The organism is Mycolicibacterium aurum (genome assembly GCF_900637195.1).
Taxonomy (GTDB): Bacteria; Actinomycetota; Actinomycetes; order Mycobacteriales; family Mycobacteriaceae; genus Mycobacterium; species Mycobacterium aurum.
Map to the genome: position 1 here is coordinate 1257501 of NZ_LR134356.1, position 14418 is coordinate 1271918.

Consider the following 14418-nt stretch of genomic DNA (forward strand, 5'->3'; position numbering starts at 1 on the left):
CGGCCGATGATCAGCCTGCTGCGCCGAGGTGCCGGACGTGCTGTCGCATTGGCGACGGTGATGGGCGTTCTGGCCGTATCGGTGGTCCCGGTCGCCTCTGCTCAGCCGCCGGGCGCGCACATCACCGGGATCGAGCATGTCAATGACCGCTGGGACAAGGTCTCGGTCTTCTCACCGTCGATGAACAAGGTCGTCGTCAACGACGTGTACAAGGCGGCGAATCCGGGTGCACCGACGTTCTACCTGCTGCCCGGCATCGATGGCGGCGACGACATCGCGGGCGGTGGCATCGCGCCGGGCGGGAAGAGCTGGTTCGGCACGACCGACATCCAGGGCTTCTTCGCCGACAAGAACGTCAACGTGGTGTCGCCGCTGGGCGGCCAATTCAGTTGGTACACGAACTGGATCGCCGATCCCAGCAGGCAGTACCAGACTTACATGACCCAGGAGCTGCCTCCGCTGATCGACGAGGAATACAACACCAGCGGCAAGAACGGCGTCGGTGGTCTGTCCAGCACCGGCGGCACCGCCCTCGATTACGCCGTCCAGGTGCCGGGTCTCGATCAGGGTGTCGGGTCCTACAGCGGATTCCTCACTCCCGCAGACAATGCCGGGCAGGTCGCACTCACCTTGTCGAGCGGCGGCGCGAACGCCGACGCGATGTGGGGACCGCAGGGCGGGCCGCTCTGGGTGGCCCATGACCCGTCCAAGAATGTCGAGAAGTTGCGCGGTGTCGCGGTGTATGTCGCCGCGTCCCCGTCGGGCAATCCCGGTGCCGTCGACCGGTTGCCCCCGAACTTCGGACCGAACATCACCGGCGGATTCATCGAGCGCATCGTCGCCGACAGCACCCGGGTCTTCGCCGATCGGGCTGCGGCCGCGGGCGTTCCGGTCACCTACGTTGTCCGCCCCGACGGCTCCCACACGTGGGGCCTGTTCGAATCGGAGATGCAGGAGTCCTGGAACGCGACGATCGGGCCGGCCCTGGCCTAGTAGCCCGCGCAGCCGTTCAGCCGGTCAGTGCCATGTCCCAGAATGCGGTCTCGCGCGTGAGCACGTCGGCGATCACGGCGTCGTTGCCCGCCGGGGTGGCCAACTCCTCGAGCGCGTTGACGTAGCTCGCGAACCCGGGATCGGTCCAGTGCTCCACGAACTCCCGGAACGGCGAGGAGTCGGACGCCGCCGTGGTCCACGACAGCAGGTACACCTGCTCGATGACCCACAGCGCGGTGATCGCGGATTCATACGGCGCGCCGTCGAGTTCCTCCAGCAGTTCCCGGTAGGCGAGCGTCGCAGGCAGCGGTGGCTGATCCATGTCGATGCCGCGGATCGCGGCCAGCTCGTCGAACCAGTCCAGTTCGGACACCAGCGCCGCACATCCGGCGGCGAGCGTTGATTGCGCGGGCCGCTGGGAACGGGCCAGCAGTCGCGCCTGAAACGTGAGCAGGTCACGGACGAACACTGCGTCCTGTACCAGCCACCGATCGAAATCCCGGTCGGCGATGGTGCCGTCGCGCACGGCGACGAGGAAGGGGTGTCGGGTGGCGGCGGTCCACAGGTCGTTAAGCACCCGCAAAGAGTAGTTACTCGCCGGCGGCTTCGTCACTCTTGGTGATCAGGTCGCCGAGCAGTTGTGCGACCACCGATTCGACGGCCGCCTCGATCGAGAACGCCAGCGTCGCGCCGACGGCCGCGACGGCCTGGGTCCGGAACCGCACCAACGTCGTTATCAGCCCGGCGACTTCCACATCATCCGGCATGGGCGCACCGGGGTTGATCTTGTCGAGCACCTCGTCGAGCCCGGCCTGCACCAGGATCGCGCTGATCTGATCGAGCAGGGGGGCCACTTCTTCGTGGACGTCGATCAGCTTGTCGAGCGCCACCCCGTGCCTGCCGATCTCGGTGAACGCCTCGACCAGGGTGGGGCGCACGATCGTGGCGTGCTCGTCATCCTCGAGGCGGATGATGCCGAGGCGGACCAACCGGTCGAACGCGGCGCGGTCGTCGATCAGGCGGCGGGCCTGCGACAGCGGCATCCGCTGCGGTTTCTCGGTGGCCCAGCTGCCCGCGATCGCCGACTCGAGACCGAGCATGTCTCCGAGGTCCTTGCCCTGCTCCCATGCCGAGAGCATCTCGTTGACGTGGGCGATGTTGTAGCCACGGTCGAGCATGGACGTGATGAGCCGCAACCGGGTCAGGTGCGTGTCGTTGAAGAGGGCGATGCGTCCCACCCTCAGTGGTGGGTGCAGCAGTCCGCGGTCGCGGTACACCCGGATGTTGCGCGTCGTCGTCCCGGCCAGCCGGGCCAGCTCGTCGATGCGGTACTCCCCGGATTCGGCCACCCCGTGCGGCTGCACCGCCGCATCGAACAACTGCGACACCGCGTTCTCGATGACGTCGCGGGAGCCTCGTCGGAGCCGGCGCAGGATCGTGGGGATGGGTCCCGACATCTCAGGCCGTCGAGGCGGCGACGCTCCGGCGTGCATCGCGCGCCGGGGCCTCATAGTCGTGAAGTGCGAACTCCCTCATCTGACGAAGATACTGCGTGGCGAACCCCGGGTACATCGAGGCGTTGAACCCGTCGGCGGTCAAGTACCAGCTGTTGCATCCGGACATCCACGTCGTCTTCGTCAGACGCTGCTGAATCCGCTCGTTGTAGCGGCGCTGGACGTCGGCGCGGACGTCGAGATAGCGCAGGTTCTGGTTCAGGATCGTCGTGATCCCGGCAACGGCGTAGTCGATCTGCCCCTCGACATACACCAGCAGCGAGTTGTGTCCCGGCCCCGAGTTCGGCCCGGTCATGAAGAACAGGTTCGGGTACCCGTGCGCGCTGGCACTCTTGTACGCCTCGGCGTGGCCGGACCACTCCTGCTGCAGCGACCGGCCGCCCAGACCGGTGACGGGGAACGGTGGCCCCGACAGGTGGACGTCGTAACCGGTGGCGAAGACGATCGCGTCCAGGTGGTGTTCGACGCCGTCGCTGGTGCGGATGCCCACCGGGCTGAGGGTGGCGATCGGCCAGTCGATCAGTTTGCAGTTGTCGCGCTGCAGCGCGGGGTAGTAGTCGCTGGAGATCAGCATGCGTTTACAACCGGGCGTGAAGTCGGGGGTGAGCTGGCGGCGCATCCACGGGTCTTTGACCTGTTGTCGTAGGTGGGCCCGCCCGAGTCGGGCGACGAGCGCGGACAGCGGGGAGTTCCACACCAGCGCCGTCGCGCTGGCTTCGTGTCCCCAGAACAGGGCTTGGCGGACGATCTCCTGGGTGGCAGGAACTCTGGCGAACAGGTTCTGCACGGCGGTGGGCATCGGGATGTCCAGGCGCGGCAGCACCCAGCCGGGGGTGCGTTGGAACACCTTCACGAATTCGGCCGTCTTGACCAGTTCGGGAACGATCTGCACGGCACTGGCTCCGGTGCCGATGACGGCGACGCGCTTGCCCGCGAAGTCGTAGTCGTGATCCCAGGACGCACTGTGGATCTTGTGTCCCCGGTAGGTGTCGATGCCGCGGATGTCGGGCAGCGTGTGATCGGCGAGCGGACCCGACGCGAGTACGACGGCGCGGGCCTGGAAACGCTTGCGCCCCTTGGTGGTCACGGTCCACACCCCGGCCTGCTCGTCGAAGCTCAGGCCGGTGACCTCGGTGTTGAATCTGATCAGCGGGCGTAGGCCGTGCTGGTCGGCCATGCCGTCGATATGGTCCCGGATCTCGGCACCCGACGGGTAGGCCCGCGACCACGACGGGTTCTTGACGAACGAGAACGAGTACAGCAGCGACGGGATGTCGCAGGCGACGCCGGGATAGGTGTTGTCGCGCCAGGTGCCGCCGACGTGGTCGGCGCGCTCGACGATGACGATGTCGTCGACCCCGGCCTGTCTGAGCTTGACGGCGGTGCCCAGCCCGGTGAACCCGGCGCCGACGATCAGTACGTCGTGAATGGTCTTCGACGAGGCCATGTCTCAGGCCGCCGGCTCATGGGTCAGCTCTTTGAACCAGCTCGGGATCGGCTTCAAGAGTGCCTTCGGGTAGTAGTCGGATGCCCACACCATCGGGTTGGCCAGCCAGTGGTACGGGTTGTTGGGTTTGACCACCATGCGCGCGTGGAGCTTGAGGATCTGGTAGGTCGGCACCCGCCACGTGCTCTCGCTGCGTTCGCCGAGTGTCTTGAACCGCATCATCGCGTTGTAGAGCTTCTCGGGCTGCAGGCCCATATCGACGATGTTGTTGCGCATCCGGTTCAGCAGCGGGATGTACATGATCGCGCCGATGATCAGCCCGGGCGATGCGATGTTGCCGACGAACTGCACGAGCAGGCGGCGGGCGTCGGCCTGACCGATCATGTTCAGCACTTCGAAATCGACGGCGATGTGCCGGGATTCGTCATTGTTGATCTTCTCGAAGACCTGGTGGCAGACCGGGTCGTGCACCTCTTCGAGCAGGAACTTCAGCAGCGCGCCGTCCAGGGCCACTTCGAGCATCGGGATGACGGTGCCCAGGATCGACAGCGACATGTCGTCGGCGTAGGTGTCCAGCCAGTCGATCGCCAGCCGGATGTTGACGTTCGGCTCCGGCATCTCTCCGTCGTCGAGCATGCCCCACCGCTTCATCAGCGCCAGTTCGGCATTGGCGTGGCGTTGCTCCTCGGCATGGAAGTAGCGGTAGATCTCGGCGAGCGTCGGCGTCGGCGCCTTCTTGGCCAGCGCGGCGAACCCCCGCGCTCCCACGTTCTCGATCCAGCACAGGTCGGCCATGAACGCCTTGAGCTTGGGGCGCATCTCGTCGGTGATCATCTCCGCGCCCGGGGCATCCCAGTCGATGTCGGCCAGCGCCCACTGCCGATCCTTGATCTTCGCCAGCATTGAATCCATGTCGATCGCCATCGAACTCTCCTAGGTGGTGACGCGGGTGGCCAGACCGGCGGCGCGGGTGTACACCGTCGGGGTGAAACGTTTGATGCCCCAGCCGATCCGAGCTTCGGGCTGCGGCATGCAGTAGAGCCCGCCGCGGTCGAGGGTGTCCAGGCAGGTGCGGGCGACGCGCTCGGGGGAGAAGCCGATCCAGCGCATCAGCTGATCGGCGAGCTGGGTCGAGTGGTCCGAGATCCGTCCTGCGCCGACGATTCCGGTCTTGACGAACGTCGGGCACAGCACCGTGACGTTGATGCCGGTACCTGCCAGCTCGGCGGCCAGGGTTTCCGACAGCGACAGCGTGCCGGCCTTGCTGACGTTGTAGGCGGCCATGCCGGGTGCGGCGCCGAACGCCGCCGCGGATGCGACGTTGATGATGCCTGCGGGCCGGTCGGCCTCGCGCAGAATGGGCGCGAAGACGTGGCAGCCGTGAATCGGGCCCCACAGGTTGATGTCGAGCACCCATTTCCAGTCGGCGAGTGCGCTTTCACCGATGACTGCTCCGCCCGCGCCGACGCCGGCGTTGTTGATCACCAGGGTGGGCGGCCCGCCGAGCCACGACTGTGCTTCGTCGGCAAGGCGATACACCTCGTCGATGTCGGAGACGTCGCAGCGCAGCGGTAGTGCCCGGCCGCCGTTGGCGAGGATCGTCTCGGCCGTTGCGGTGGCCGATGCGAGATCGATGTCGCTGCACACCACCCGCCCGCCGCGACGGGACAGTTCCGCGGCGAACGCGGCACCGATGCCGCTGCCGGCACCGGTGATCACCGCGTCGGCGCCATGGCTGCGTTTCTTCCCGAAGAGCCCCATGGTCAGCCGACCTGTCCGATGCTGTTCTCGCGCAGCGAGTTGTCGATGAACGTGGCGATCTCGCGCATCGCGGGCACGGCCTCGGGGGCGATCCGTGGCAGCGCCTGGAAGACGTGCACCTGGTCGGGCCAGATCTGCAGGGTGCACGGCGTGCCCGTGGTGCGGAGATCTCCGGCGAGCGCGATGGCGTCGGCGGCGAGCATCTCGGCTCCGCCTGCCTGGATCAGTGTCGACGGCAGTGGCCGTCCGCCCGCCACGTCGAGCCTGAGCCGGGGATGCCCGGATTCGATTCCGGTGCAGTACATCTGCACGAGTCGCGCGGCGTCACGGGAACGGATCGCGGGGTCGGGACGATCCCGTTCGCGAGTCCGCGCCAGGCCGAACGTCAGGTCCACCAGTGGAGACATCAGGACAAGTCCGGCCGGATGGCGGACGTCGGGGTGCAGCAGCAGGTCCAGGGCGAGGTGGCCGCCGGCCGAATCGCCGGCGATCACGATCTGTTCGGGTGCGATGCCGCATATCTCGGTGAGCCAGTCCCAGCCGTTCCGGACATCGTCTGCGGCGGTGGGGAACCGGTACCGCGGCGCGAGGCGGTAGTCGACGCTGAAGACGGGCAGGCCGGTCAGCCGGGACAACCACGCCGTGAGACGGCGGTGGGTGCGGGGGGAGCACAGTGCATACCCGCTGCCGTGCACGAAGTAGATGGCCTGGGTGCCGGCGTCGCGGGGTACGTCTGCGCCCCAGACCCATTCGCCGACGACGCGGCGCCCGGCGGAGGTGGTGGTGTCGACGCGGACGGCTTCGGCGCCGGCGAGTGACGGGCCGCAGGTGTCCATGATGCGGGCGACGATCTGCCGGGATGTCCACAGCCCCCACGCCTGATCGGGCGGGAGGACGCTGCTGATCTGGCGCAGCGTCAGGCTGCTGACGTAGGCGGCGCTGCGAGAACGCCAGGATCCACGGTCGGGCATCTGCGCCACCAACTCTTCATTGAGCACCTGACGGATACAACTCTCAATGATGACATTTGTCAATGTCACTATTCGGCGGTGTCAGCGTTGGTCCTGTTGACGCTTGTCGGTGGGCAGGTGTTTACTGGCGGCATCGAACAAAGTTTCGAACAACGGATGGGTCGGATGGTGTGGAAGGTGCTGTTGTGACGTCGCCCAAGAGCCTGGACCGGTGTCCCGTAACCCGTGCTGAGCAGGTAGAACAGCTCCGCCGGCAGATGGCGTCGGTCTCCAGCAAGGTGGGCGGCAGCCGACGGGCCGTCGCTCCGACGCCCGGGCACGCCACGCTTTCCGGCACTCCAGATTCTTTGCTGCCGGTGCCCGATTCGCTGGCTGAAGTGCTTCCTGATTCGTTGCCGCGCGGAACTGTGGCAGTGATTTCCGGTGCCCGATCGCTGCAACTGAGCATGGTTGCGGCGGTGACGGCCGAGGGCGGTCACGTGGCGATCATCGGCCAGCCCGACGTGGGGCTGCTGGCGGCGGCGGAGATGGGCGCCGACCTGAGCAGGATCGCGGTCATCCCCGAACCGGGAGCCGATCCGGTGGAGGTGGCTGCGGTCCTGATGGACGGAATGGATCTGGTGGTCCTCGGTCTGGGCGGCCGGACGGTCCCGGCGACCCGCGCCAGGGCGGTGGTGGCCCGTGCCCGGCAGCGGGGGTGCACGCTGCTCGTCACCGACGGTGACTGGCAGGGTGCCTCCGCCCGGCTACACGCCCATGTCAGCGGGTATGAGATCGCGGGCGGTCGGGACGGGACGCCCACTCCTGGATGCGGCCGGATCAGCCGGGTGCGGCTGGCCATGCGGGCCCGCGGTCGTGCGATCGGCCATCCAGCGCGCGCCGTGGGTGGATGAGGACATGGCGCAGTCCAGGGTTCTGGCGCTGTGGTGCATGGACTGGCCCGCCGTCGCTGCCGCGGCGGCAGCCGACCTGCCCCCGACGGTCCCGGTCGCGGTCACCCTGGCCAATCGGGTCATCGCATGTTCGGCTGCTGCGCGCGCCGTGGGGGTGCGCCGGGGGCTGAGGCGGCGGGAGTCGCAGGCCCGCTGTCCGGAGTTGCACGTCGCCGCCGCCGACCCCGCCCGGGACGCCCGCTACTTCGAGAACGTGACGGCCGCGGTGGACGATCTGGTGCCGCGGGCGGAGGTGCTGCGACCCGGGCTGCTGGCGCTGTCGGTTCGCGGCGCAGCACGGTATTTCGGTTCCGAGCAGAACACAGCGGAGCGGCTGGTCGACACGGTGGCCGCAGCCGGCGCCGAATGTCAGGTCGGAATCGCCGATCAGCTGCCCACAGCTGTCTTCGCCGCCCGGGTGGGCCGGATCATCGACGCCGGCCAGGACGCGGCATTTCTGTCGGGGCTGTCCATCCGGCAACTCGCCACCGAACCGAGCCTGGCGCCCGCCACCCGAGAAGATCTGGTAGATCTGCTGTGGCGCATGGGCATCCGGAAGGTCGGTCAGTTCGCCGAGCTGTCCCGCAGCGATGTCGCGTCCCGATTCGGAGCCGACGCCGTCGCCGCGCACCGCATCGCGCGTGGGGAATCTGCCCGCGGCCCCTCAGGGCCGGAACCCGATGTCGAGCTCGACGCGGTGATGGACTGCGACCCGCCCGTGGACCGGGTGGACGCGGCGGCCTTTGCGGGACGGTCGCTGGCCGGCGTGCTGCACCGCAGCTTGGCGGCCGCCGGGGTGGGCTGCACCCGGCTCGCCATCCACGCGGTGACAGCCAATGGGCAAGAGCTGGAGCGGGTCTGGCGGTGCGCCGAACCGCTGACCGAGGACGCCACCGCCGACCGGGTGCGCTGGCAGCTGGACGGCTGGCTGAATCGGCGCAACCCCGACCAGCGGCCGGGGGCGCCGATCACCGAATTGAGGCTGCGGCCCGTCGAGGTGGTCTCGGCCGAAGCCTTGCAACTGCCGCTGTGGGGTGGCGTGGGTGAAGAGGACAGGCTGCGGGCACGTCGGGCGTTGGTGCGGGTGCAGGGGCTTCTGGGTCCCGACGCCGTCAAGGTGCCGGTGCTCAGCGGCGGCCGTGGTCCGGCCGAGCGGATCACCTTCACCCCTTTGGGCGATGAGCTTGTGCCGCAGGCAGATCCGAACCAACCATGGCCGGGACGGCTGCCGGAGCCCTCGCCGACCGTGCTGCTCGACGACCCGGTGGAACTGTTCGACGCCGAGGGCAACCCGGTGCGGGTCACCAGTCGCGGGCTGTTCTCCGCTGATCCGTCCCGGCTGCAGGCTCCTGGGCGTTCCGGCCGGTTGAGGTGGTGGGCGGGTCCGTGGCCGGTCGACGAACGATGGTGGGATCCCACGCAATCGAAGATCGGAAAGACAGCGCGGGTGCAGGTGTTGATCGGCGGTGACCAGGCCAGGGACCAGCCGCAGGCGTTGTTGCTGTGCTTCCGGCAACGACGGTGGTACCTCGAGGGGGTCTATGAGTGAGGCAACTGCTGGGCGAACGCGCCGACCGTCGCGATGAACCTCTCGAAGAATGCCGCAGGATCGACCTCGACACCGATGAGCGCGTTGGGTTCCCGTCCCCACCGCCTGCTCCAGTCGGCAATGGTCATGCCGCGGGTCAGCGTCCCGGTCAGCTCGACGTCCACCGGCGCTGCCCGGTACCGCACCAGCGCGGTGTCCAGAGCGACCGCGGCGGCCAGCGGATCGTGGAGGTGGGCCAGGTAACCCTCGCCCTGGTCGTGGTGAAACTCGAAATAGAACCGCATCGCGTCCTCCAACACCCGGATCAGCGGGTTGGATGCGGTCGAGGGAGTGCCGCGTTCGTCGGCAACCGACATCGGCGTCGACGATGAACCGGCCGCCTCTGCGAGCCGGCCCAGCAAGTCCGGCGTCATCGCCACGTTCTCGGTGAGGTTGAGCCCCAGTACGAACGGCAGGTGCTCGGCGTCCGAGTCGCTCCATGCGGCGAACACTTCGGCCGCCGATTCCGGGTCGACGCTGGTGTTCCACTCGGCCACCGGTGTGGTGTTGCCCCGGTAGTCGAACGCCCCGCCCATGATCACCAACCGCCGCAACAGCCGCGGCAGGGCGGGCTCGGCGCGCAGCGCCAGCGCCAGGTTGGTGAGCGGGCCGGTCGCGACCCCGATCAGTTCGCCGGGATGTGCGTGCGCGGCACGCACCCACGCTTCCGCGGCGTCGTGGTCCGTCAGACCTGCCGTCGGATCCGGCAAGCGGGCGTATCCGAGCCCCTGTGGCCCGTGCGTGTCCTCCGCCGTGCGCAGCGGCTCCACCAGGGGAACTTCCGCGCCCATCGAGACCGGAACGCCGGTGATCCCGCACAACTCCAGCAGTGCCAGGTTGTTGCGGCAAACATCATGTACGCCAACATTTCCCGCGGTCGAGGCGATCCCGACAAGTTCGGCGTCCGGGCTGCCGAACAGATACGCCAGCGCCATCGCGTCGTCTACGCCGGTGTCGACGTCGACGAACACCGGTTGGCGTGCGCCGCTCACCAGTGCACGCCGGGAACCAGGCGCACGGCGCGCTTGACCTGGCCGGGCACGCGCAGCGACGACACCGGCCTTGCCGGACGCCGGGGGCGCCGCACCGGCTCGGGTCGCTGCTCGGTGATCCCGCGTGCCGCGGCTGAGTCCGGATAGCCCAGATACAGCTGGTGCAGCACCCGGCGGGACAGTTTCGGCGTGAAATACATCCCCAGGTCGGCCAGCGTGCCGACGGGGGTGTCGATGCGGGCAGGCTTGTCCACCAGGCCGCGGACCACCATGGCAGCGGCGTGTTCGGCGGTGATCGGCGGCATCGGGTTGAGCCTACGTGACGGTGCGATCATCGGTGTCTCGACCAACGGCATGTGGATGTTGGTGAACGTGATGTGATCCGAAAGCGTCTCGGTGCCAACAACTTCGGAGAAGGCGTCGAGAGCGGCCTTGCTGGGGATGTAGGCGCTGTACTTCGGGCTGTTGGCCTGGACTCCGGCGCTGGACACATTCACGACATGCCCGAATCGGCGTTCGCGCCAGTGGGGGAGCAGCGCCAGGACCATGCGCACCGGGCCGAAGTAGTTGACGGCCATCACCCGTTCGTAGTCGTGCAGCCGGTCGGTGGATGCCACGACCGAGCGGCGGATCGACCGACCGGCGTTGTTCACCAGGTAGTCGACGCGCCCGAAGCGTTCCAGGATGTCTGTGATCGTCTGCTCCACTGCCGCCGAGTCGGTGACGTCACAGGTGAACGCATGCGCGTCACCGCCGTCCTCGCGGATCTCGGCGATCAGGTCGTCGAGCGCTTCGGCGTTGCGCGCCAGGGCGAACACCGTCGCGCCCCGCGCGGCCACCGCGATCGCCGAGGCCCGACCGATCCCGCTGGAGGCGCCGGTGATGATGACGTGCTTGCCGACCAACGGCCCCGTGGGGTCGTCGCGCCGCGCCCGGCCGGTATCGAGGTGCTCGGCCCAGTACCGCCACAGCCGGGGCGCATAGGACGAGAACTCGGGCACGCGTATTCCGGTGTCACGCAACGCTTCCGCGGTGTGATCGGCGGTCAGGGTGGGAGCCAACTCGACGACGTCGAGAATCTCGCCGGGAATGCCCAGCTGGACGGCGGCCATGTTGCGCAACACCTTGGCGCGTCCCGTCGCCCGCAGCAGCGGCGTGGCAGCCCCGCGGGGCAGCGATCCGACCAGCGGCGGCAGGCCTGCGGTCGCCGCGACTCCGCGGTAGATGCCGCGCAGGCCGATGGTTTTCGGGGCGGTCAGGTGGAAGGTCTGGCCGTCACGCCCATCGAGGTGCATCAGTGCGACGACGGCGTCGGCCACGAAGTCCACCGGCACGATGTTGGTGCGTCCGGTGTCGGGCAGCATCATCGGGGTGAACCGGGGGAGTCGTGCCAGGGCGGCCAGGATGCCGAAGAAGTAGTAGGGCCCGTCGATCTTGTCGATCTCGCCGGTGCGGGAGTCTCCCACCACCACCGCGGGCCGGTAGATCCGGTATCGCATGCCTTCGGCCGCGCGGACCAGCAGTTCCGCCTCGAACTTGGTCTGGTGATACGGGGTGGGGAGATCCTGCCCGACGTCGAGGTCGTCCTCGGTGAACACCCCGGGGTGGGTGCCGGCGACCGCGATCGACGACATGTGGTGCAGCGTCGCGTCGAGGCGCTGCGTCAGTGTGATGACCGCCCGGGTGCCGTCGACGTTGGCGGCGCGCTGACGCTCCTCCGGTGCAGTGATGTCATAGATCGCCGCACAGTGCACGACGTGGTCGATCGAGCCGAGTTCGGCGACGGACGAGTCGTGCAGCCCCAGACCGGGTGCGGTGAGGTCGCCGACCAACGGCTGGGCTCGATCGTCCCAGTCGCGGGCGAGGTGCTCGAACCGGTCGAGCGAGCCATGGCGCACCAGCACGTGCACGGCGGAGGTGTCGGGCAGGGTGAGCAATCGGGCGACGAGACGGCTGCCGATGAACCCGGTACCGCCGGTAACGACATAGCGCATGCGGGACATGGTCACCTGCCCTCGGGCCGGAGTCAATGCCGACTAATGTCAGCTCATGCCGATCGATCCCACCGCCATAGGTGTCACTACGCCGCCGAAGACGTTCACCTGGACTGACCGCGACACGTTGCTCTACGCGCTCGGTGTCGGCGCGGGCACCGGTGATCTTGCCTTCACCACCGAGAACAGCCACGAGGTCGATCAGCAGGTGCTGCCGACGTACGCGGTGATCGCATGCTCGCCGTTCGCCGCCGCCGCGAAGATCGGGTCGTTCAATTTCAGCAAGCTCCTGCATGGGTCCCAAAGCATCCGGCTGTTCGCTCCGCTACCGCCCGCGGGCACACTCAGCGTGGTCAGCGAAGTGGCCGATATCCAGGACAAGGGTGAGGGCAAGAACGCGGTGGTCATGCTCAAGGCCACCGGTAGCGATCCGGACACCGGAGCGCCCGTCGCCGAGACGCTCACAACCCTGGTGATCCGGGGCGAAGGCGGGTTCGGCGGCCAGCCGGGGCAACGGCCCGCGGGGGCCGCGATCCCCGACCGTGCACCCGACGCCAGCGTCGCGTTGTCCACCCGGGAAGACCAGGCCCTGATCTACCGGCTCTCCGGTGACCGCAATCCGCTCCACAGCGATCCGTGGTTTGCTCAACTTGCCGGATTCGAGAAACCGATCCTGCATGGACTGTGCACCTACGGGGTCGCCGGACGGGCACTCGTCGCCGAACTCGGCGGCGGTGACGCCACCAAGATCACCGCTGTCGCGGCGCGGTTCACGTCGCCGGTATATCCCGGAGATACCCTGACGACCTCGATCTGGCGCCTAGAATCGGGCAGCGCGGTGTTCCGCACCGAAGCCGCCGCCACCGACGGCTCCGGTGCCCGACCGGTTCTAGAGGACGGCGAGGTCGAGTACACCGCGTGACTGGGGATGCGCGGCAAATTTTACGTCTGGGAAAATGTTTGCTGGCCTGGTAGCCTTCGCTGAGCGCGGGGGTAGTTGATCTGGACCTGGGCGGTTGCGACAGGGGTGGGCCGATGTTCGACGGTTTGCGGAGTTCCTCCGCTGCCCGGATCAATCCTGGGCTGTGGCGGGTCGATCAGTACTACTGGTTCACCGCGATCCTCGCCGCGCGCGGACTGCAGACCGCCGCATCCCGGCTGGTGGCGCTGTGTATCGCGATGTTGGGTCTGCTTCCCGTCGGCCTGATGACCAGTCGGCTCGGTCCTCAGGGGCTGAGCATGCGGATCGCCGCGATCGTCATCGCGGTCGCGTCGCTCGCGATGGCCGCCCTGTGGCTGCGTGACCAGTGGCCGTCCCGCGGCCAGTCCGTGTTCTGCGCCGTCTTCGGCGCCGTCGCGGTGGGGGTGTCCTGCCTGGTCATCTCTGGTCCGATCATCGCGTTCCTCGGTGCGGTGATGTACGTGGTGCTGACGGTGTTCGTGGTGTGCTTCCACTCCGTCCGGCTGCTGGCACTCATCTGGGTGATCGCGGCGGTGGTACTCGGAGTGCTGTTCGCGCGGTTGGCGTCCACCGACCTCGCGGTGGCGGTCTGTGCGCTGACGGTCGTGGTGCTGGTCAACGCGTTCGTGGCGTTCTCCTGCCGCGCGGTGATCAAGCTGCTGCAGCCCAACGCCGGCCACGACGACATCGAACAGCTCACCGGCCTGCTGCACCGTGACGCGTTCTACCGCTCGGTCGCGACGTTGCTGGCCTCGCGCAGTCGCAGCGCGGACCAGTACCTGGTCGTCGTCGCCGTCAACATCGACAGCTTCTCGCTGCTGCTCGGCCTGTCCGGCTCGCGTGGCGGGAACCGGGCGCGCGTGACGGTCGGGCAGGCACTGCGCGAGACCGTCCGGCACAACGCGATCGTCGCCCACGTCTCCGAAGACGACTTCCTCATCGCCGACACCTTCACCACCGCCGACGCCTCACCTTTGGTGGAGCGTATCCGCGGCGCCATCGTCGCCACCCCGCAGCGGTTGACGGCAAGCATCGGCGTGGTGGTCACGCCGCTGCCCCCGCTGGCCGCCGAGCCGCCTGACGAGGTTCTCGACAAGTTGATCAGCGTCGCCACGCAGGCGATCGAACAGGCCAGGATGACCGGCGGCAACCAGGTGCGTTACGTCCTGCGGCCCAATCTCGACGAGGACGGCCACGACACCGTGGGCGGCCCGGGCGACGACTGGCCGGACGCCGACCGAACCGCCTGACTGTCGAACATTTGT

13 protein-coding genes are annotated in these 14418 nt (G+C 68.0%); 5 read left to right on the plus strand and 8 right to left on the minus strand.

The features are described from left to right. Positions 1 to 6: 6 nt before the first annotated feature. Positions 7 to 993 (plus strand): alpha/beta hydrolase, encoded by a 987-nt coding sequence (locus EL337_RS06120; protein WP_048630159.1) that lies wholly within the window; start codon positions 7 to 9, stop codon positions 991 to 993. A 16-nt stretch (positions 994 to 1009) separates the two neighbouring features. Here the strand turns inward: EL337_RS06120 and EL337_RS06125 are convergent, their stop codons facing one another. From EL337_RS06125 to EL337_RS06150, 6 genes are read right to left on the minus strand one after another with little or no spacing between them, the layout of a single operon-like run. Continuing rightward, positions 1010 to 1570 (minus strand): TenA family protein, encoded by a 561-nt coding sequence (locus EL337_RS06125; RefSeq protein WP_048630160.1) that lies wholly within the window; start codon positions 1568 to 1570, stop codon positions 1010 to 1012. 13 nt (positions 1571 to 1583) lie between these two features. Next, positions 1584 to 2450 (minus strand): MerR family transcriptional regulator, encoded by an 867-nt coding sequence (locus tag EL337_RS06130; protein ID WP_048630161.1) that lies wholly within the window; start codon positions 2448 to 2450, stop codon positions 1584 to 1586. A 1-nt stretch (position 2451) separates the two neighbouring features. Next, positions 2452 to 3954 carry a flavin-containing monooxygenase gene (locus EL337_RS06135; protein ID WP_048630162.1) on the minus strand — a complete coding sequence of 501 codons (1503 nt, stop codon included), beginning with the start codon at positions 3952 to 3954 and terminating at the stop codon, positions 2452 to 2454. Positions 3955 to 3957: 3 nt separating this feature from the next. After that, on the minus strand, positions 3958 to 4878 hold the full coding sequence (locus tag EL337_RS06140; protein WP_048630163.1) for a hypothetical protein: 921 nt from the start codon (positions 4876 to 4878) through the stop codon (positions 3958 to 3960). Between the two features lie 9 nt (positions 4879 to 4887). Beyond that, positions 4888 to 5715, minus strand: a complete 828-nt coding sequence (locus EL337_RS06145) for an SDR family NAD(P)-dependent oxidoreductase (protein ID WP_126316504.1) — start codon at positions 5713 to 5715, stop codon at positions 4888 to 4890. 2 nt (positions 5716 to 5717) lie between these two features. Then, positions 5718 to 6686 carry an alpha/beta hydrolase gene (locus EL337_RS06150; protein ID WP_048630834.1) on the minus strand — a complete coding sequence of 323 codons (969 nt, stop codon included), beginning with the start codon at positions 6684 to 6686 and terminating at the stop codon, positions 5718 to 5720. 185 nt (positions 6687 to 6871) lie between these two features. On the opposite strand from EL337_RS06150, the gene EL337_RS06155 reads away from it, so the two are divergent. Together EL337_RS06155 and EL337_RS06160 are read left to right on the plus strand one after the other, a co-directional pair. Beyond that, entirely contained in the window at positions 6872 to 7579 is a 708-nt protein-coding gene (locus EL337_RS06155; protein WP_048630165.1) for a DnaE2-dependent mutagenesis accessory factor ImuA', read from the plus strand. Positions 7580 to 7583: 4 nt separating this feature from the next. Further along, entirely contained in the window at positions 7584 to 9167 is a 1584-nt protein-coding gene (locus EL337_RS06160) for a DNA polymerase Y family protein (RefSeq protein ID WP_048630835.1), read from the plus strand. Here EL337_RS06160 and EL337_RS06165 read toward each other — a convergent pair. Both EL337_RS06165 and EL337_RS06170 read right to left on the minus strand, forming a co-directional pair. Then, entirely contained in the window at positions 9158 to 10141 is a 984-nt protein-coding gene (locus EL337_RS06165) for a nucleoside hydrolase (protein WP_232786711.1), read from the minus strand. The genes EL337_RS06160 and EL337_RS06165 overlap by 10 nt on opposite strands. Before the next feature lie 53 nt (positions 10142 to 10194). After that, positions 10195 to 12192, minus strand: coding sequence for an SDR family oxidoreductase (locus EL337_RS06170; RefSeq protein ID WP_197724185.1), 1998 nt, complete (start codon positions 12190 to 12192; stop codon positions 10195 to 10197). Positions 12193 to 12247: 55 nt separating this feature from the next. Here EL337_RS06170 and EL337_RS06175 point away from each other — a divergent pair, with 55 nt between their 5' ends. Then, positions 12248 to 13114 (plus strand): MaoC family dehydratase, encoded by an 867-nt coding sequence (locus EL337_RS06175; protein WP_048630167.1) that lies wholly within the window; start codon positions 12248 to 12250, stop codon positions 13112 to 13114. Between the two features lie 113 nt (positions 13115 to 13227). Beyond that, positions 13228 to 14403 (plus strand): diguanylate cyclase domain-containing protein, encoded by a 1176-nt coding sequence (locus tag EL337_RS06180; protein WP_048630168.1) that lies wholly within the window; start codon positions 13228 to 13230, stop codon positions 14401 to 14403. Positions 14404 to 14418 lie beyond the last annotated feature (15 nt).

What these genes read in the sequence shown, in the direction of transcription:
- EL337_RS06180 (WP_048630168.1), top strand. Translation starts at nt 13,228, where the DNA reads ATGTTCGACGGTTTGCGGAGTTCCTCCGCTGCCCGGATCAATCCTGGG.
- EL337_RS06145 (WP_126316504.1), bottom strand. Translation starts at nt 5,715, where the DNA reads ATGGGGCTCTTCGGGAAGAAACGCAGCCATGGCGCCGACGCGGTGATC.
- EL337_RS06135 (WP_048630162.1), bottom strand. Translation starts at nt 3,954, where the DNA reads ATGGCCTCGTCGAAGACCATTCACGACGTACTGATCGTCGGCGCCGGG.
- EL337_RS06120 (WP_048630159.1), top strand. Translation starts at nt 7, where the DNA reads ATGATCAGCCTGCTGCGCCGAGGTGCCGGACGTGCTGTCGCATTGGCG.
- EL337_RS06165 (WP_232786711.1), bottom strand. Translation starts at nt 10,141, where the DNA reads ATGGCGCTGGCGTATCTGTTCGGCAGCCCGGACGCCGAACTTGTCGGG.
- EL337_RS06170 (WP_197724185.1), bottom strand. Translation starts at nt 12,192, where the DNA reads ATGCGCTATGTCGTTACCGGCGGTACCGGGTTCATCGGCAGCCGTCTC.
- EL337_RS06150 (WP_048630834.1), bottom strand. Translation starts at nt 6,686, where the DNA reads ATGCCCGACCGTGGATCCTGGCGTTCTCGCAGCGCCGCCTACGTCAGC.
- EL337_RS06130 (WP_048630161.1), bottom strand. Translation starts at nt 2,450, where the DNA reads ATGTCGGGACCCATCCCCACGATCCTGCGCCGGCTCCGACGAGGCTCC.
- EL337_RS06160 (WP_048630835.1), top strand. Translation starts at nt 7,584, where the DNA reads ATGGCGCAGTCCAGGGTTCTGGCGCTGTGGTGCATGGACTGGCCCGCC.
- EL337_RS06175 (WP_048630167.1), top strand. Translation starts at nt 12,248, where the DNA reads ATGCCGATCGATCCCACCGCCATAGGTGTCACTACGCCGCCGAAGACG.
- EL337_RS06140 (WP_048630163.1), bottom strand. Translation starts at nt 4,878, where the DNA reads ATGGCGATCGACATGGATTCAATGCTGGCGAAGATCAAGGATCGGCAG.